Genomic DNA, 16522 nt, shown 5'->3' on the forward strand with positions numbered 1-16522 from the left:
CTTTTAGTTATTAAATATCGCCTTTGGCGATGTTTGTTAAGTACCAAAGCTTGCAGGTGTTGCAGCATCTGCAGGCTTTTTTTGTTCCAGGTTTGATTGTAATTTATATCGTTTAGTAGATCGTGATTCTTTGTTCCTCCTCTTTAAAGTTAAATGGTGTTGTTTTTTTGATGGTATTCAACACTTCTTCGGGACTGCTTTTAAGATCCAGACGGCCCGAAAAAGTAACTTGAGCCAACGGCTCGTCTTGCAGTTCGATTTCAATATTGTAATAGCGCGATACTCTTGTCAGGATGTTACCGAGGGTTTCACTTCGGAATACATAGTAGCCGTGGTGCCAGGATAAATAATCAGAAGGATCAACTCGCCGGCTGTTGAATTTTTCTTCGGTGGCATCAAACGTCACCATCTCTCCCGGTGATATCATCTTATTTTCGGCTGGCAAAAAGGCTTTTGTTTTACGGCTCAGTTTAATGGAACCCTCTTTTAAGACCGTGCTTGATATTTTATCCTCCGAATAGGCATTCAGGTTGAAAATGGTTCCAATTACTTCGATGTCGAATTGTTGTGATTTGACGATGAATGGCTTTGCCGGATCTTTGGAAACATTGAAAATGGCTTCGCCGTCCAGGTAAACTTCCCGCTTGTTTTCGGCAAATACGGCGGGATATACCAACTTCGAACCCGAGTTTAACCAGACTGTTGTTCCTTCGGACAGGGTAATTTTTGACCGCCTGCCGTAGGGAACCGTTAGCGTATTGAAGCTTGGTTCTACCGGTTCCAGTTTTTGCTGAACGGTTTGATTTGCTCCAATGGCAATTTCTTCTCCTTTGGTGCTGTACTGAATTTCTGACTCCACTTCCGAAATCTCGATGGCCCGGGCTTCACTTAAAACTAAGCGGGTAATCGTATCTGTTTTGTTTTCCTGAACGCTGTTGGCAAACTCCGCAATCTCGGAGTGCTGATCCACTTGGCTGTACCAAACTCCGCCAGACAAGGCCAAAATAAAAACGGATGCGGCGGTAAACCAGATTTGTCTGGTTTTTCGTCGGGTAATGGATTCGATGGAATACTGGATGCGCGTTTTTAATTGCTTCTTTTCCAATACAGACCACTGGTCCTTTGGTGTTTGCAAATAGGTATAAAGATGACTGGCTGATTTTAAAACCTTCGGGCTGGCATCTGCTTCTTCCCTGATTTTCTGCGTCGTAATCTTTTCTTCGGCTAAAATATCTTCGACTTTCTTTTTCACATGAATTGTGCTTATACCTATATAAAGAAGAAAAAAGCCAAAACATAGACAGCAAAAATGATTTTTTTTTCGAAAAAAAGTTAAATCGCTGATTTTCAGAGCTGATTTTTGGAATAAAGCAGGACGAATAAGTTCAAGGAAATTTCGTGTTTGGAAAGGCTTTTCCGTAGCGACTTTAAGGCCCGATACATATTGGTTCTGGCCGATTCAACTGAAATATTGAGCAGGACCGCAATTTCGGTGTAGTTGAGGTCTTGTTCAAACTTTAGAAAGAGCGCCCGTTGCTGTACTTTGGTTAGCTGGCTGATGGCATTGGCCAGCAAATCCATGCCTTCTTCCTGCCTCTCCGAGTCGATGATTGTCTCGTCGCAAGCCGGGGAGTGCGCACGGATCGTCTTCTCGAGCTTGTGATCAAGCTTTAGCAAACTCATGCTTAGTCGCTGTTTGTGAATGATTCGCTTTAACGTGCGGAACAAATAAAACTGGATGGAGTCGGTGGGGCGCAACTGTTCGCGGTACTTGTGCAGTTCCAAAAACAGGTCGTGGATGCAATCCTTCACGAAATCGCTGTCTTTACAAAATTGCATGCCAAAGCTGTACAACGCATCGCTATATTGGTCGTACAGTTCGTAAAAAGCTTTATCATCCCCAGCTTTAAAGCTTTTCCAAAGCAAAAGGTCTTTTTTCGGTTGGTTTGGCATACAATCCTGAAACTATTGGCACAAGCAAATTTCTCTCGGGCTCAAAAATAGGATTAATTTCGCTAACATCAATTACATACAGAGCATCAATAAGTTTTGGATTTGACCCAAAAAGTTCACGATGCCAAAAGAGCTTCAATCATTGAAGCTCTTTTGGTATCTTTTTTTGCGTTTAAAAACTGTCTGCTTTGCGGTAGGCATCAATGAAAGCCTGTTCTCCCTCTTTTCCCGGAATGCTGCGACCATGTTCGCAGCAAAGCACGCCGTCGTAGCCTTTGTTGTGAATGTGTTTGAATACATTAACAAAGTTGATCTCGCCGGTGCCCGGCTCTTTACGCCCCGGATTGTCGCCAATATGGAAAGCGGCAATCGATTCCCAGGCCATGTCAATGTTTGGGATGAGGTTGCCTTCGGTAATTTGCTGGTGGTACAAGTCGTTCACCAGTTTGCAGCTTGGGCGGTTTACGGCTTGGCAAATCATGTGCGTTTGCGGGATTTTGGTCAGGAACAAACCCGGGTGATCGGTCCAGGCATTGAGGGGTTCCAGTACCAGGGTCAGCCCTTCCGGCTCAACAATATCGCAACACATGCGCAGGTTATCGATTACGTTGGCGGTTTGGTAGTCCCACTCCAGGTTGTCAGCATAGCGTCCCGGAACCACCAGGGCCGTTTTGGCGCCGGTGCGTTTGGCACAATCCAGGCCTTCCTGCATTTTCTTACGCAGCATGTCCTTGATTTCCGGATCTTGTGTGACGAACGACTTCACACCAAAATCAGCATACAGCACAAACGGGCCCAAGTCCATTCCGTGGCGCGCCAACTCGTTGGCAATTTTATCCTGTAGTGCAGCGTCTTTGTGCATCAGGCCGTTGTCGAAAATGGCGCGGAAACCCTGATCGTTCATAAACTTGATCTGGTCGATCGGATCATTTCCCGCCATTTCGTTAAAAGTGCCCAGCCCGGGGGCATACTTCAGTTTAAACTTCGCCGAGTTGGACGTTTGTTGCGTTGAAGCCGATGCCGATAGCCCGGCGGTTAATCCGGTAGCTGCAAAGCTCCCGAAAGCGGCGTTCCTGATAAAATTTCTTCGTTTCATTGTAGCAATTGGTTTAGTAAAGTCTCAAAAATAAGATTAATTCATCCAGATTACAAACAGTTTTTTAAGCGTGGCAGCTACGATTTGGTTTTGTTCGTTCATTATTTATAGAATGAGTTGAAAAATTTTCATCGTGCAGGATCGTCGAACAGGGGGTTCTTAGCCAGTGCCCGCGCTGGTTCCTTCCCTTGTTTTCCAAAGCCAAACCCTTGTAGGCCGTCTAAGCTCTGTAGACAGAGCGTCATTCCGAACTGGTTTCGTAATCTGTTGGTGAGTTGCGCGGGTTGAGGGGACGGTTATCTGACTTATCCGACCCGTGAAGGATCTCGATGCCCGGTTTCAATACCGTGGGAAACTTCGAGCATGAATTGTTTTGCAAAAAGTACTTCGAGTTTTGTAAAAGTGATTCTTCATTTTGCTAAAATGAGTATAAGTTTTGAAGAGACAGGTATGAGTGTTGATATCATTGGTATGAGTGTTTATATAATCGGTGTGAGTGTTGATATAATTGATATTAGTGTTCAGATAATTGAGATCAGTATTGAGATAATTGATATGACTGTTGAGCTAATTGATATGAATGTTTAGATCATTGGTATGAGTGTTGAGTTAGCTGGTATTGGTTCGTCTAAATAATGGAATAGTGTTAATTAGAGTAGAATGTGTTTTCAAAAATGAAGAATAAGTTTTACTTTTAATGAACCGATTGTTATTAACTAAAACATTTGTCAATCATGTTACAATTCAACATTAGCTACCTGCTCGAAATCAAAGGAATTGCCAATCCCTTCAATTTTTTGGTCAAGCATGGGCTAACGCCCAATGTGGCCTCGCGCTTGCTCAACGGGAAAGTCGCGCAGCTAAAGCTAAGTCACGTCAGTGTGCTTTGCCGGTCTTTGCACTGTACGCCCAACGATTTGGTGGATTGGGTAGAGGATCACGATGCACCCTTGCCTGAAAATCACCCGCTGCAATCGTTGGTTCGCGAACATATCCCTCTGAATATACGCGGACAACTGAGGGAACTGTCGTTTGAGCAATTGAAAGAGGTCAGGTCGTTGATCGCGAAGATGAAGGAGACGGATCACGGCGATTCAGGCCATGATGGCGAATAAATTGGCAAAGGTTTTCAATTCTGCGCCGTTTCGCTTGTAGCCGGTTTGGTGTCAGCATGAGCAATCAAACCAATGAATGATGCGGTATCGATTTATTTTTCGACACAGGAAATGCTAATATTGCAGTTGCTCAGTTTTTGATACAACCGGCTTGTCATTTTAGGCGTGAAACACCAGCAAAGGTGTTTTCAGGTGAAACACCATTTTTCGTGCGATACTCGGGTTGAAAAACCGGGTAATCAGGTTGCGTTTGTGGGTGGTCAGCGACAGAATATCGATGCCTTTTTCCTGGATGTATTTTTCCAGATCGGTCAGCAAATCATCGCCGGCTACGATTTCGCAGGTCACCGAATCTTCCGGATAGCTTTTCTTCAGGACTTTGGCCATACTTTTCAGGCGGGCGCGGCTCAGCTCTTCGTTTTCGCGGTCGCCAATGTGCAGGCAGGTCACCACGGTATTGAAAGGTTTCAGCAAAGCCAGCAACTTGTCAATGGCTGTAAAGTCTTTCTCATCAAAATTGGTGGCATAAACCACTTTTTTTATGGATGACAAATTCAGCAGCGGAGCCTTTTCCGGAATTACCAAAACGGGCACTTTCGCCTTGTAAATCACGCCTGCCGTGGTGCTGCCCATCACGGCATCCATGTCGTTCGACGGCCCTTTGATGCCCATCACAATTAAGCGTGGCGGATGAAGTTCGGTGTAGGATAAAATATCATCTTCGGGGTAGCCCATTTTCACAATTTGCTCCATGTGGATGGTTTTCCATGCCTCCTTGCCAACTTGCTCCAGCAATTGCTTCTGAAAGCGTTCGAACTCCTCGTTAACAAACTCTTCGCGTTCTTTCAGGTGCTCATAAAGGCCGGCATCAAAAGCCATTACGTCGGAATAGGGGATGGTGAAATAGTCGGGCTGCGGAATCACGTGATAGAACACCAGGCCACAATTCAGCTTCAGGGCGATTTCGAAAGCCATGGCTGCAGCTTTCAACGAATAGCCGGAAAAATCGACCGGAATCAGAATGAAGTTCTCTGACTTTTGGTGACTTTTCTCCGCTTTCCCCAATAGCTTGTCCAGCACCGGATAGGCTTTTTTGGCATCTTTTGCGTTGATACGCACTTTCACACCGGAGGCTACCGCCCCCTGAATGAGATTGACATTTTCAAGTGAGCAATCAATCCCTTTTGCTTCGAGCAGAGAGCGCAGTACTTCAGCTTTATGATAAGGCAGCAAGGCAATGGTGATGATTTTATCTTCCATGACATCGGATTTTAGTGAACTTTCGTCTCTTTTTGTTTTTCGGTATTCAGCGGGTTTTAGTTTCAAAAACCGAAAGGAATCTTTGGAAAGCTATTTTTTAACATATCGATGAGAAATGATCCAAATCCATATTGGAATCCAAACAAATTCATCGATTTGCTGTTGTCACTTTTGACATAAAACGGTAAATTTCGGGATGCAAAAAACCGCACTGATAACAGGGGCTTCAAAACGGATTGGCCAGGCGATTGCCCGGCATCTGGCAGCGCAGGGTTGGAACGTGGCCATCCATTACAATTCATCGGCTACCGAGGCTCAAAAGCTTCAAAAAGAATTGAAGCAGCAGTTTCCTCAAAGTGAGTTTGATATTTTTCAGGCCAATCTGATGGACATGGCGGACGTGCAGCGGTTGATTCCGGCGGTGGTGCGACGATTCGAATCACTGGATTTGCTGGTCAACAATGCTTCGGTTTTTGAGCCTTCAAGTTTGAAGGAAACTTCGTTGGAATTGCTTCAGCGGCAAATGATCGTCAACTTTCAGGCACCGTTTTTGCTTTGCCGCGACCTGGCAAATGCCTGCAAAAAGGGCCTGATCATTAACCTTGTCGATACCAGGATCACCAACAACCGCTCGAACTTTGCGGCTTATTCCATGTCTAAAAAAGCCCTTTGGGAATTGACGAAAATGGCGGCACTCGAATTCGCTCCCAATATCCGAGTCAATGCCATTGCGCCAGGCGTGAGCTTACCGCCCGAAGACAAGGATGAGAAGTACCTATGGAAGTTGGCACAAGACATTCCGATGCAAAAACCCGGCGGACTGGAACCGATTCTTCGAAGCCTGGATTTTATTCTGGCAAACGATCATTTAACCGGGCAGCTGCTTTTTGCTGATGGCGGTGAAAACCTTGGAAAAAACAATTAATACATGGCACGAATACGCGTAAAAAATCTCTTGCTGCGAACCTTCATCGGATTTAATCCCGAAGAGTTGGTGAATAAACAAGATGTGGTCATTAATCTCGAAATTGAAATCAGCGTACCCAATGAAGCGCTTGAGTCGGACGAGCCCGATGGTATTTACGATTACAAAAAAATTACCAAGCGGGTCATTACCTATGTCCAGGACGGGCGTTTCAAACTGCTGGAAGTGTTGACGAAAAACCTGCTTGAGATGATTATGGAGGACGACCGGGTGCGCTGGGCCAAAGTTGAAGTGGATAAGCCACATGCCCTGCGGTTTGCCGAATCAGTTTCATTCGAAATGGAAGCCAAGCGATGAACACCTGCATTGTTGGCATCGGATCAAATATTGAAGCAGAAAAGTATATTCCGCTGGCGCTTGAAATGATTGGAAACGATTGTACGATTTTGCAAACCTCCAGCATGGTAAAAACCAAGCCCATTGGTTATGCTGATCAGGATGATTTTACAAATGGTGCCGTAAAAATCGAAACAAATTGGAACCGGCAGGAGTTAAACAGGTACCTGAAACAGGTTGAAGACCAGCTTGGCCGCGACCGAACCCAAATTAAATTTGGTCCCCGGACGATCGATTTGGATCTGATGATTTGGAACGGGCAGGTTGTCGATAAAGATTATTACACCCGTGATTTCTTGCGTCAGTCGGCTGCCGAACTTGGGTTTAAGGCATCCGGTTAGTCCGTCGTTCCATCGGTTAGCATTTCGTTTGCAATTAGAATAGTCATTTCAAAACAAGATTGTTATCATCGTAATATTCACCTGAAAAAAAAATAGGCCCCAAGTATGAAATATCCTTACAATCAATTCGCATTCGTTCTTCTCATCGCTTTTTTCATCGTTTCCTGTGGTAAAAACGATGATCCGATCGTTGAAGAACCTCTGTTTACCTATCTCGAGTCCGAAAAACAGGTTAGCACCATTCCACGAAGTTCCGCGCAGTTTTTATTTTCGGCGCTGGCTGCCCAATACGATGACGATGGTACGATGGACAATGAGGTGAGTTCGGGGGCTTTAGTTTACAAGGTGGCTTATAAAACCACTTTCGAAGGCGAAGCTTTAATGGTGTCTGGCTTGGTGTCTGTTCCCGACCAGCCCGGCAACTATCCGGTCATCAGCTTCCAAAACGGGACGAATGTGGAGTACAGTCAGGCTCCAACAGCTAAACCGGGCGACAACCTTTTTGTGGTTTTGGAAAGTTTTGCTTCGCTGGGATTTATCGTGGTCATTCCCGACTATCCGGGTTTTGGAGACTCGAAGCAGGTTTTTCACCCTTATCTTGAAAAGGATAATATGGTTCCGAGTTTGGTCGATCTGTTGAAAGCAACGCGCGAGTTTGTCAGCCAGGATCACATTGTGGCCTCGCTCAACGATGATCTTTACCTGATGGGCTATTCCCTTGGCGGCTGGGCAACTTTGCAGCTTCAGCGCGAAATTGAAACCAAGGGGCTGGAAGATTATCAGCTGAAAGCCAGTTCGTGTGGCGCAGGTCCTTACAATTTGAATAGACTGAATGAGCTGATTGTTGGCAAGGAAACTTATCCGATGCCTTATTTTCTGGCTTTTTTGATGCAGGCCTATCATGTGCATGGCGAATTTTCGAACCCGTTGAACACGATTTTTGCGGATGAATACGCGGCAAAAATCCCTGGTTTATTCAATGGAATCAATACCGGAGTCGAAATTAATGCGCAACTCACCACCAACGTAACTGACTTATTTCATCCGGATTTCCGTGCCGGTTACGAGTCCGGCGCAACGTACCAAGCCGTTCAGGAAGCCTTGAGCAAAAACAGCGTTGAGGCCTGGAATACCACGACGCCTACCCGTTTGTTTCATGGTGAAAACGACACCTTTGTTGCTGTGGAACTGTCCACTCAAATGGAACAGGATTTCCACGATCTGGGGGTCAGCAGTAACGTGCTAAGAGAAGTTGTACTGCCAGATGTGGACCACCAAAGTGCTATTTTGCCGTTTGGAATTAAGACGATCAATTGGTTTATCAACCTAAACAACAACTAGCGAAAGCTGACATATTTTAGGCTTTTTCCGGCTGAAAGCCCTTACTTTTGTTGTATGTCAACGATAAATGTACAAGCCGCAAAGCACATTTTCAAAAACATCAAAAACCGCGATGCTTTCCTTTTCTCTGTCGTTTAAATGGAGTGAACAATGCTTTTTTTTAATTTTAAACACATGAGAAATGGATTTACCTTTTGCAGAAAATTATAAAATAAAAATGGTAGAGCCCATCTACCGGAGTACCCGTGAGGAACGGGAAAATTGGATCGATCAGGCCCATTACAATCTATTCAACTTAAAGAGCGATCAGGTTTTTGTTGATTTGTTGACCGACAGCGGAACGGGAGCCATGAGCGACCGGCAGTGGGCTGCCCTGATGACCGGCGACGAAAGTTATGCCGGCTCCTCCTCCTATTTTCACCTGAAGGAAAAAGTGAAGGAAATCTTTGGATTCGACTATTTTTTACCGGTCCACCAGGGACGGGCAGCCGAGAATGTGCTGTTTTCGGTTTTGGTGAAAGCAGGTCAGCTGGTGCCGGGAAATTCGCATTTTGATACCACGAAAGGACACATTGAATTTCGAAAAGCCACTGCTGTTGATTGTACGATTGATGAGGCGTTTGATACAAACGGCATGCACCCGTTCAAAGGCAACATCGATATCAGCAAACTGAAAGCCGTATTGAATGAGCATCCCAAAGAGCAGGTGCCCATGATTATTGTAACGCTCACCTGCAACAGTTCAGGTGGGCAGCCCGTTTCGATGGCCAACCTGCGCGAAATCCGTCAGGTAGCAGACCAATATCAAATTCCGGTCATCTTTGATTCGGCGCGTTTTGCCGAAAACGCCTGGTTCATTCAAAGTCGCGAACCAGGCTATCAGGATCGGTCGATTCGCGAAATTGTCAGTGAAATGTACCAATATGCCGACGGGATGACCATGAGCAGCAAAAAAGATGGTATCGTGAATATTGGTGGTATTTTGGCCATGCGAAGCAAAGCATGGTACGAACAGGCTTCGGTTTACAATATTTTGTTTGAAGGATTTGTCACTTACGGTGGAATGGCCGGGCGCGACATGAATGCGCTGGCTGTGGGGTTGGATGAAGTGACCAGCGGCGTTTATCTGGAGAACCGGATTCGTCAGGTTCACTATCTCGGGAACAAGCTGATTGACATGGGCATTCCGGTTCAAAAACCACTGGGCGGGCACGCGGTTTTTGTCGATGCCAAACGATTCTTAAGCAGGGTTTCAAAGGAAGAGTTTGTGGCGCAAACTTTAGCCATTGAACTTTACCTGGAAGCTGGTGTGCGCGGTGTTGAAGTGGGTACACTGCTGGCCGATCGTGATCCGCAAACGAAGGAAAACCGCTATCCCAAACTGGAATTTTTGCGTTTGGCCATTCCGCGCCGAACCTACACCAACAACCACATGGATGTGGTGGCGGCAGGCCTGAAGAATATTTTCGACCGCAGAGATTCGATTGCCAGGGGATTTCAAATTGTGGAAGAGGCACCGATCATGCGGCACTTTACCGTGAAATTGGAGCCCATAAACGACCAGTGATAAAAATAAAATTGGAGGAGATTGCCACGAGCCTGGTCGGGAAAAATCCGGATCAGGCTTATTTCTTCAGCAGTTTAAAGGCATGGCGCCATTCGTTGTTCCGAAAGCCAGGAATACACCACAACATGCTAAGTGGCTCAATGGCCCGGGCAGCTTCAACTTTGCCCATATCTTCGGTTTCCCAGCCAAACAAGTCCAGCACTTCTCTCACTTGCTTTTTGGCTTGATCATTATTTCCGCAGATGAACATCGTGGGCTGGCCGTCTTCAAACTTTGGGTTGACCATGAGCGCATTGCCTACGCAACTAAAGGCTTTGACAAAGTTGATCCGGGAGTATTTTTCCTGCAAGTGTTCCATGAGCGAAGTATTGGGTTTGGTAAAAAAGTGCAAAACGCCGTTTACGGGTTCCTCATCGCTGATTGGATTACAGGTGTCGATGACTGTTTTTTCGTGCAGGTTGGCTGCTCCGGCCAGGTCGAGCACAAATTCAACGGCACTTCCCTTCACGGCCAGTACGACCAAATCGCCAAAGTGAGCCGCCTCTTCAAATGTACCGAGCGAAGCTTTTTCGCCGGCGTTGTTCAGCCAATCTTCCAGCCTACGTTTATCACGGGTTCCAAGTTTAACCTCGTACCCATATTTTAAAAAGCCCTCGGCGAGTGCCCGGCCAACGCTTCCTGATCCTAAAATACCCACTTGTTTTCTCATGACAGTTTTTATAAAAAATTCATACTGATTAAGTCATTGGATGATACGATTTATTTTGAATTTTGGTTTTCAGGCTCGAAAGAAGATTGTACCTTCAAAATTCAAAAAAGAGCAGGATGCTGAAACCAGAATTATTAAAGCAAGGAGACCGGATTCGGGTTATTTCGCCAGCCGGCAAAGTGGAGAAAGAGAAAATTTCTGCAGGCATGAAATTGTTTGAGCAAGCGGGTTTTGAGGTGGTGTGGGGTGATCATACTTTTGATAGCCACTATCAGTTTGCAGCATCCGATGCCAACCGCTTGCTGGATTTGCAGCAAGCCCTGGACGATTCGGAGTGTAAAGCCATTGTTTGTGCCCGTGGTGGTTATGGTGCCATTCGCCTGGTTGACCAACTGGATTTTTCGGGATTCCGCAGGCAGCCAAAATGGGTGGTTGGTTTTAGCGACATTACTGTGCTGCATGCCCGCATTCAGCACGAAGGTTTTTGCAGCATCCATGGGGCCATGCCGGGTTTTTATTGGAAAGATCAGCTGCCAACCGAAAGCTTCAGCGAGCTTCTGAAAACGCTGGCAGGTGAATCCCGTCCGGTGAAGGTGCCACCTCATGAGTTTAATCGGCCTGGTCAGATCACCGGAAAGCTGGTCGGTGGAAACCTCTCGATTGTTTACAGCCTGATGGGAACACCACTCGAACCAAAATTGGATGGCAATATTCTTTTTATTGAAGATTTGGCTGAGTACCTGTATCACCTCGACCGGATGATGCACAGCCTAAAGCTAACTGGAAAACTCAAAAGCCTGAAAGGATTGCTGGTGGGCGGTTTTACCGATATGAAAGACAATGAGGCTCCGTTTGGGCAGACGGCTCCGGAGATTATTCGCGATGTTGTGCGAGAATACAGTTTTCCGGTCTGTTTCGATTTTCCGGCCGGGCATATCGATCGTAATTTGCCGTTAATCCTTGGTGCCGGGTATCAATTGGAAGTGAATGAATCGCAAGGGGTGATTTTGACGGCGCTTTAACAAATTCAAAACATCGATTGTCTTAACTTGTGACATAAAAAGACGGACATGAGCCAACGAAAAGAACTTGGAAACAAAGGTGAGGCGCTTGCAGAGGAGCATTTGCGAAGCCTTGGCTATCAAATCCTCGAAACAAACTGGCGGTCGAACCATTACGAAATTGATATCATTGCACGGGATAAGGATGAGCTGGTTATTGTGGAAGTAAAAGCCCGTGGCAGCGCCACTTACGAGCATCCTTCGGAAGCAATTAGTGACAAGAAAATTCGTTTTCTGATTAATGCGGCTGAAGCTTATATTTTTGAAACCGACAGCCATTTGGATACTCGATTTGATGTGATCACCATCATTTTTTATGGACAAAACTTTGAGTTGGAACATTTTAAAGATGCCTTTTACCCAACGGCCTGAAATCCACATTTTAATCCTTATTTTTGAGCCACAACAAACGACCATGAATATTGAAGAATTGAGAACCTGGTGCATCTCCAAAAAAGGCGTGAGCGAAGATTTTCCGTTTGATGAAACCACGCTGGTGTTTAAAGTGATGGGCAAGATGTTTGCTTTAACGGATCTGGAAGGAGATTTAAGCATCAATTTGAAGTGCGACCCCGAAGAGGCCATTGAGTTGCGCGAGCATTATTCCTGCGTGTTGCCGGGCTATCACATGAATAAAGCGCACTGGAATACGGTTCTGGTGGATGGTTCGGTTCCGGACCAATTGATCCGGCAATGGATTGACCAGTCGTACAATTTGGTTGTGGAGAAACTCAGCAAAAAGCAGCAAGAAGCATTGGCACAATTATAAAACCAAATGATGATGGAATTTGAATTGAAAACAGAATACATTGAATTGATTAAACTGCTGAAGTTGCTTCGGCTGGTTGAATCGGGCGGAATGGCGAAGGTTGTGGTTGAAGATGGTCTGGTAAGTCTGAACGGAGTAACCGAATATCGTAAACGCGCAAAGATTCGAAAGGGAGATCAGATCCAATTTGAGGGGCAAACGGTCGTGGTAAAATAAGAAAGCCGGCGAAGAACTCGCCGGCTTGAATTGTGCTTGTGCTTAAGAGAGAGAGGAGAGAAGAACTAGAACCAGATCGCATTGCGTATGAAACGACCGTTGTTAATCTCAAATTTCAAAAATCCTAAGCGCAAAATCAAACTTTTTGCTGTCCATTATATGAACTGCACTTTTTTGGCCCAAAAACACCCTGAAACTCCGACGAACGATTAGATATTGTTTACCAGAAAATTTTCAAATGGCATTTTAGTGAACCTATGTTAGAATTTAAGACTTAATCCGACCCCAAAAAGCTGTTTAAACTGAATTCGGGGACCACTTTCGTCGATTATTCCGTCATCATTGGTATCTTTTCCGATGTGGACATCGTCGTCATAAATCAGGTTGGTAATTAAATTGGCTGATAAAAAATCATTGATTTTCATATTCAGCAAAACGTCCCAATGTATGTCGATATTCTGCGGCGTGTCCAGGTAATTGGAAAACAAATCCAGCTTGGTTTCAAAATCGACATTTTTAACCACGGTGGTTTTAAACTGGCTTTTTAGAAAAGCACCCATTTCACCCCGGCTTTTCTTACCCGGATCTACACCAAACGCTCCGGCATCCGATAGCGCATCGTCAGTCACCACCGTCATTTTTCCGGTTAGTGGCGAAAGGAACAGCGAAAACTTATCATTTGGCTTATAATCCACACCCAATGCCAGGGTGAGATAGCCAGGTGCCAAAAAAGTTGAGATCGCATCGTCGGTGTTTGGATAATTGTAGCCTTCGGTCATCTGTGTTCTGAAATTGAACAAGGCGGTATAAAACAGCTTGCTTTCCGCCTTTGGCTTAAAACCAAACTTGGAGGTAAAGTCAATTTTATCTTCTGTTTTTACTGCTTTGTCATCTTCTTCTTTCAGAAGGCCATAGCCCATATTCAGCGTATTTTCCCAACTTTTGTTGTCTTTGGCATAATTGGCAAAAACGTTGAACAAAACTGTTCCCGAAGCAGAGCTTTTACCTCCCGCCGCCCAATTGGTTAAGGAAACCTGAGAGAAATTAACCGAGATTGTTCCTCCTTTTTTCCAAACGCTGGTGGTGTCGGCGGCAGATTGTGCAAAACCAGCAAAAGGCAGCATTAACAACAAAATGAGTAATCGTTTCATAAATCATTTGGGGTTTTGGTTCGAATAAATACTATTGCTGTTGGATGTGTAAATCCATTTGAGGGAATGGAATATTCAGTCCAGCTTTTGGGAATTCTTTGTACACAAGCTCGGTGAGATCAAATTTGATCGCCCAATAATCAGCGGCTTGTGCCCATACCCGAACGGTAATATTTACCGAGCTGTCGGCCAATTCACTCAAAACAATGAATGGAGCGGGGTCTTTTAGAATGCGTGAGTCGGCTTCAATTATTTTAGTGATTGTTGCTTTGGCCAGGTCGTAGTCATCACCGTAGGCAACGCCAAACACAAAATCAACACGGCGTTGTGCTTCTGTCGAGTAGTTTTTTACCGAACCGGTTGACAGGCCGCCATTGGGGATGATAATGGTCACATTGTCCGGCGTTTTCAGAATGGTATTAAAGATCTGAATTTCACGAACACTGCCCGCATAGCCTTGTGCCTCAATGTAGTCGCCAACTTTAAAGGGTTTGATAATAAGGATGATCACCCCGCCGGCAAAGTTTTGCAATGTTCCCGATAAAGCCATACCAACTGCCAGGCCAGCGGCACCCAAAATGGCGATGAACGAAGTCATCTGAATGCCCATCATTCCGATCACCGAAACAATCAGTAAAACTTTCAGAATAATGCCGGTCATGCTTTTAAGAAAGCCACGAAGTGAAAGATCAACGTTTTTACGATCCATCAGCCGGGATAACGCGTTGGTCAGAATCTTGATGACCCACAAACCAACGACCAGCGTAATCAGCGCCGAGATCAATTTAATACCATAGAGGACAGCCATTTCTGAAATCCAACTTGAAGCATCTTGTAAAATTTCCATAATTATAGGATTTAAAATTTGTTTAATGAACGTCAAGTTACAATTCTTGTTCGGTTAAAACCAGCTAATATTAAAAAAAAAAGACGGTCTCTTCCGAGATCGTCTTCTATCAAACTTAGCTAATTATTTATACCCCATTTACGCCATACTTTCAACCAGGTTTAAGGTGTCTTTCACCTGGTGCATGCGCGAAATCTCTTCATCCTCGACATTAATCTTAAAACATTCTTCGAGAAAATAAAGAAACAAGGCCCAATCAACCTGATCAAAATTCAGGTCTTCATCAAAGGTGGCATCCAGTTCTATTTCCTTTCTGGGCACCCCGGTCTTCCTTAAAACCCTATACAAAGTTCTCCTAATTGTCTTGTTTTTCATCGCGTTTCGTTTTGTTTCGTGCCCATCTGTTTTCTGACTTTAAAAGACACAAATTCGTTGCAAATATAAAAAAATCGAACAAACCATTAAACGATTCAAAGATTAAAAAAGTTTTGGGAAATAGAAAAAATTGAGTCATCCAATTGCCGTGAGTCTTTAACATTCAGATAATCAAAATCTAGTGTGCGATTTCCAGTCCTTTTTCAAACAACTAAAAACCTTAAGATCGATGTATCTTTCTTGATGTTTTTCTCCTTGACGCTCAATGCCTTCAAACTCAAAACCCAGCCGTAACGGAATGGCCGAGCTTTTGTCGTTTCCCACACCACATCGGATAACGATTCGGTTCATGCCAAGTTCTGAAAAAGCAAAATCGATCAGTGTTTTGGTTGATAAAATCACAATGCCTTTGCCGGTCATGCGCTCAATCAGCCAATAGCCAATCTCTGTTTTTAGGTTAATCCGGTCGGTATCTTTGTATCCGATCAAACCGGCGAAGCAATGATCGTACCAAATTACAAACACATCATCCTGATCTTGACCGGCTCTGGAGGTGATGGACTGAATAAATGCTTCGGTGTCTTCCTGTGTTTCAGTATCCTGAACAAAAGGGAGCCAAGGTGACAGAAATGCGCGGTTGCGGTCAATCGCCTGGAAAACCTGGAAAGCATGCGAAAACTTGAGCTTTTCCAGTTCTATTTTTTGATTTACAATCAGCCTTTCCATGAGGCCGTCAAGATACTTATTTTTATGAATTTCGTGGTTGCCGGAAGTCAAATCCGAATTTCGTGACAGTCCCATTAATTTCTATATTTGCGAATGTGACACAAAAAAAGAAGCAAATTAACAAACCATTGGATTCAAATTAACATGAAACAGATCACGCTCTTTTCTCTCATTGTAGTTTTTCTCCTTCAGGTTTCGTGCGTTAACTCGCAGGATAACAGTCAAGATGGAAGTCGTGTAAAGATTGAGACTGAATTTGGAGATATCACCTTGAAGTTGTTTGATGAAACTCCGATTCACCGGGACAATTTTATCAAGCTGGCCAACGAAGGTTTTTTCGATGGTCTACTTTTTCATCGGGTGATTGAAAACTTTATGATCCAAGGTGGCGATCCCGATTCAAAGAATGCCGAGCCGGGAAAGCGATTGGGCGGCGGCGATCCGGGCTATACGCTTCCTGCCGAGATTGATTCATCGCTGTTTCATAAAAAGGGCGTGCTGGCTGCAGCACGCAGGGGAGGCCCGTCCAACCCCGAGAAGCGCTCATCGGGTTCGCAGTTCTACATTGTGCAGGGTACTGTTTTTAGCCACGGGGCGCTCGTCCGAAATTTTCAGGGGTGCCATTTGGCTGATCTTTTGGTTGGCCAGTTCTCTGATTTCGGCCATCCGAAGAT

Annotated in this window: 21 protein-coding genes; 12 read left to right on the forward strand and 9 right to left on the reverse strand. The window is 44.9% G+C overall.

Going from position 1 to position 16522, the window contains the following annotated elements; all coding sequences use genetic code 11:
• Nucleotides 1–112 precede the first annotated feature (112 nt).
• The 3 genes from NC99_RS13005 to NC99_RS13015 form a co-directional block, all read right to left on the reverse strand.
• Nucleotides 113–1252, reverse strand: coding sequence for a FecR family protein (locus NC99_RS13005; protein WP_053184369.1), 1140 nt, complete (start codon nucleotides 1250–1252; stop codon nucleotides 113–115).
• A gap of 95 nt (nucleotides 1253–1347) precedes the next feature.
• Entirely contained in the window at nucleotides 1348–1953 is a 606-nt protein-coding gene (locus NC99_RS13010) for an RNA polymerase sigma factor (RefSeq protein WP_053184371.1), read from the reverse strand.
• Between the two features lie 172 nt (nucleotides 1954–2125).
• Entirely contained in the window at nucleotides 2126–3049 is a 924-nt protein-coding gene (locus NC99_RS13015) for a hydroxypyruvate isomerase family protein (protein WP_053184374.1), read from the reverse strand.
• Nucleotides 3050–3412: 363 nt separating this feature from the next.
• On the opposite strand from NC99_RS13015, the gene NC99_RS21915 reads away from it, so the two are divergent.
• The gene (locus NC99_RS21915) at nucleotides 3413–3637 is read left to right on the forward strand and encodes a hypothetical protein (RefSeq protein ID WP_157624884.1); all 225 of its coding nucleotides are present in this window, start codon (nucleotides 3413–3415) and stop codon (nucleotides 3635–3637) included.
• Nucleotides 3638–3783: 146 nt separating this feature from the next.
• Nucleotides 3784–4164, forward strand: a complete 381-nt coding sequence (locus NC99_RS13020; protein WP_053184376.1) for a helix-turn-helix domain-containing protein — start codon at nucleotides 3784–3786, stop codon at nucleotides 4162–4164.
• Nucleotides 4165–4323: 159 nt separating this feature from the next.
• On the opposite strand, the gene NC99_RS13025 is transcribed toward NC99_RS13020, so the two are convergent.
• Nucleotides 4324–5424, reverse strand: coding sequence for a universal stress protein (locus tag NC99_RS13025; RefSeq protein WP_157624885.1), 1101 nt, complete (start codon nucleotides 5422–5424; stop codon nucleotides 4324–4326).
• 196 nt (nucleotides 5425–5620) lie between these two features.
• Between NC99_RS13025 and NC99_RS13030 the strand changes: the two genes are divergently transcribed.
• The 5 genes from NC99_RS13030 to NC99_RS13050 all read left to right on the forward strand — a co-directional run bounded on the left by NC99_RS13030 (nucleotide 5621) and on the right by NC99_RS13050 (nucleotide 9994).
• Nucleotides 5621–6349 carry an SDR family NAD(P)-dependent oxidoreductase gene (locus NC99_RS13030; protein WP_053184380.1) on the forward strand — a complete coding sequence of 243 codons (729 nt, stop codon included), beginning with the start codon at nucleotides 5621–5623 and terminating at the stop codon, nucleotides 6347–6349.
• 3 nt (nucleotides 6350–6352) lie between these two features.
• The gene (locus tag NC99_RS13035) at nucleotides 6353–6706 is read left to right on the forward strand and encodes a dihydroneopterin aldolase (protein ID WP_053184382.1); all 354 of its coding nucleotides are present in this window, start codon (nucleotides 6353–6355) and stop codon (nucleotides 6704–6706) included.
• Entirely contained in the window at nucleotides 6703–7086 is a 384-nt protein-coding gene (gene folK, locus NC99_RS13040) for a 2-amino-4-hydroxy-6-hydroxymethyldihydropteridine diphosphokinase (RefSeq protein ID WP_053184384.1), read from the forward strand. The genes NC99_RS13035 and folK overlap by 4 nt, the downstream gene beginning before the upstream one ends.
• Nucleotides 7087–7191: 105 nt before the next feature.
• On the forward strand, nucleotides 7192–8427 hold the full coding sequence (locus tag NC99_RS13045) for an alpha/beta hydrolase family protein (protein WP_053184386.1): 1236 nt from the start codon (nucleotides 7192–7194) through the stop codon (nucleotides 8425–8427).
• Nucleotides 8428–8608: 181 nt separating this feature from the next.
• Complete coding sequence (locus NC99_RS13050) at nucleotides 8609–9994, forward strand: tryptophanase (RefSeq protein ID WP_053184388.1); 1386 nt, start codon at nucleotides 8609–8611, stop codon at nucleotides 9992–9994.
• 58 nt (nucleotides 9995–10052) lie between these two features.
• Here the strand turns inward: NC99_RS13050 and NC99_RS13055 are convergent, their stop codons facing one another.
• Nucleotides 10053–10703, reverse strand: a complete 651-nt coding sequence (locus tag NC99_RS13055; protein WP_053184390.1) for an NADPH-dependent F420 reductase — start codon at nucleotides 10701–10703, stop codon at nucleotides 10053–10055.
• 116 nt (nucleotides 10704–10819) lie between these two features.
• Between NC99_RS13055 and NC99_RS13060 the strand changes: the two genes are divergently transcribed.
• Genes NC99_RS13060 through NC99_RS13075 form a run of 4 tightly spaced genes read left to right on the forward strand, consistent with a single transcriptional unit; the run spans nucleotide 10820 to nucleotide 12749 of the window.
• A complete protein-coding gene (locus tag NC99_RS13060) occupies nucleotides 10820–11725 on the forward strand; it encodes a S66 peptidase family protein (RefSeq protein ID WP_053184392.1) in 906 nt (301 codons plus the stop codon).
• A 48-nt stretch (nucleotides 11726–11773) separates the two neighbouring features.
• Nucleotides 11774–12136, forward strand: coding sequence for a YraN family protein (locus tag NC99_RS13065; protein WP_053184393.1), 363 nt, complete (start codon nucleotides 11774–11776; stop codon nucleotides 12134–12136).
• A 43-nt stretch (nucleotides 12137–12179) separates the two neighbouring features.
• Complete coding sequence (locus NC99_RS13070) at nucleotides 12180–12533, forward strand: MmcQ/YjbR family DNA-binding protein (protein ID WP_053184406.1); 354 nt, start codon at nucleotides 12180–12182, stop codon at nucleotides 12531–12533.
• Between the two features lie 6 nt (nucleotides 12534–12539).
• Entirely contained in the window at nucleotides 12540–12749 is a 210-nt protein-coding gene (locus tag NC99_RS13075; RefSeq protein ID WP_204374996.1) for an RNA-binding S4 domain-containing protein, read from the forward strand.
• Between the two features lie 260 nt (nucleotides 12750–13009).
• On the opposite strand, the gene NC99_RS13080 is transcribed toward NC99_RS13075, so the two are convergent.
• The 4 genes from NC99_RS13080 to NC99_RS13095 all read right to left on the reverse strand — a co-directional run bounded on the left by NC99_RS13080 (nucleotide 13010) and on the right by NC99_RS13095 (nucleotide 15923).
• Nucleotides 13010–13900 (reverse strand): DUF3078 domain-containing protein, encoded by an 891-nt coding sequence (locus NC99_RS13080; RefSeq protein WP_053184395.1) that lies wholly within the window; start codon nucleotides 13898–13900, stop codon nucleotides 13010–13012.
• 31 nt (nucleotides 13901–13931) lie between these two features.
• Complete coding sequence (locus NC99_RS13085; protein ID WP_053184396.1) at nucleotides 13932–14747, reverse strand: mechanosensitive ion channel family protein; 816 nt, start codon at nucleotides 14745–14747, stop codon at nucleotides 13932–13934.
• A gap of 138 nt (nucleotides 14748–14885) precedes the next feature.
• Nucleotides 14886–15122 (reverse strand): acyl carrier protein, encoded by a 237-nt coding sequence (locus tag NC99_RS13090; RefSeq protein WP_157624887.1) that lies wholly within the window; start codon nucleotides 15120–15122, stop codon nucleotides 14886–14888.
• 171 nt (nucleotides 15123–15293) lie between these two features.
• On the reverse strand, nucleotides 15294–15923 hold the full coding sequence (locus tag NC99_RS13095; RefSeq protein ID WP_053184400.1) for a GNAT family N-acetyltransferase: 630 nt from the start codon (nucleotides 15921–15923) through the stop codon (nucleotides 15294–15296).
• Between the two features lie 69 nt (nucleotides 15924–15992).
• On the opposite strand from NC99_RS13095, the gene NC99_RS13100 reads away from it, so the two are divergent.
• The coding region (locus tag NC99_RS13100; protein ID WP_162231218.1) for a peptidylprolyl isomerase at nucleotides 15993–16522 on the forward strand (530 nt) is incomplete at its 3' end.

This window comes from Sunxiuqinia dokdonensis (assembly GCF_001270965.1).
Lineage (GTDB): Bacteria > Bacteroidota > Bacteroidia > Bacteroidales > Prolixibacteraceae > Sunxiuqinia > Sunxiuqinia dokdonensis.

Coding starts and splice junctions, on each gene's coding strand:
- NC99_RS13010 (WP_053184371.1), bottom strand. CDS start 1,953: ATGCCAAACCAACCGAAAAAAGACCTTTTGCTTTGGAAAAGCTTTAAA.
- NC99_RS13015 (WP_053184374.1), bottom strand. CDS start 3,049: ATGAAACGAAGAAATTTTATCAGGAACGCCGCTTTCGGGAGCTTTGCA.
- NC99_RS21915 (WP_157624884.1), top strand. CDS start 3,413: ATGAATTGTTTTGCAAAAAGTACTTCGAGTTTTGTAAAAGTGATTCTT.
- NC99_RS13020 (WP_053184376.1), top strand. CDS start 3,784: ATGTTACAATTCAACATTAGCTACCTGCTCGAAATCAAAGGAATTGCC.
- NC99_RS13025 (WP_157624885.1), bottom strand. CDS start 5,424: ATGGAAGATAAAATCATCACCATTGCCTTGCTGCCTTATCATAAAGCT.
- NC99_RS13030 (WP_053184380.1), top strand. CDS start 5,621: ATGCAAAAAACCGCACTGATAACAGGGGCTTCAAAACGGATTGGCCAG.
- NC99_RS13035 (WP_053184382.1), top strand. CDS start 6,353: ATGGCACGAATACGCGTAAAAAATCTCTTGCTGCGAACCTTCATCGGA.
- folK (WP_053184384.1), top strand. CDS start 6,703: ATGAACACCTGCATTGTTGGCATCGGATCAAATATTGAAGCAGAAAAG.
- NC99_RS13045 (WP_053184386.1), top strand. CDS start 7,192: ATGAAATATCCTTACAATCAATTCGCATTCGTTCTTCTCATCGCTTTT.
- NC99_RS13050 (WP_053184388.1), top strand. CDS start 8,609: ATGGATTTACCTTTTGCAGAAAATTATAAAATAAAAATGGTAGAGCCC.
- NC99_RS13055 (WP_053184390.1), bottom strand. CDS start 10,703: ATGAGAAAACAAGTGGGTATTTTAGGATCAGGAAGCGTTGGCCGGGCA.
- NC99_RS13060 (WP_053184392.1), top strand. CDS start 10,820: ATGCTGAAACCAGAATTATTAAAGCAAGGAGACCGGATTCGGGTTATT.
- NC99_RS13065 (WP_053184393.1), top strand. CDS start 11,774: ATGAGCCAACGAAAAGAACTTGGAAACAAAGGTGAGGCGCTTGCAGAG.
- NC99_RS13070 (WP_053184406.1), top strand. CDS start 12,180: ATGAATATTGAAGAATTGAGAACCTGGTGCATCTCCAAAAAAGGCGTG.
- NC99_RS13075 (WP_204374996.1), top strand. CDS start 12,540: ATGATGATGGAATTTGAATTGAAAACAGAATACATTGAATTGATTAAA.
- NC99_RS13080 (WP_053184395.1), bottom strand. CDS start 13,900: ATGAAACGATTACTCATTTTGTTGTTAATGCTGCCTTTTGCTGGTTTT.
- NC99_RS13085 (WP_053184396.1), bottom strand. CDS start 14,747: ATGGAAATTTTACAAGATGCTTCAAGTTGGATTTCAGAAATGGCTGTC.
- NC99_RS13090 (WP_157624887.1), bottom strand. CDS start 15,122: ATGAAAAACAAGACAATTAGGAGAACTTTGTATAGGGTTTTAAGGAAG.
- NC99_RS13095 (WP_053184400.1), bottom strand. CDS start 15,923: ATGGGACTGTCACGAAATTCGGATTTGACTTCCGGCAACCACGAAATT.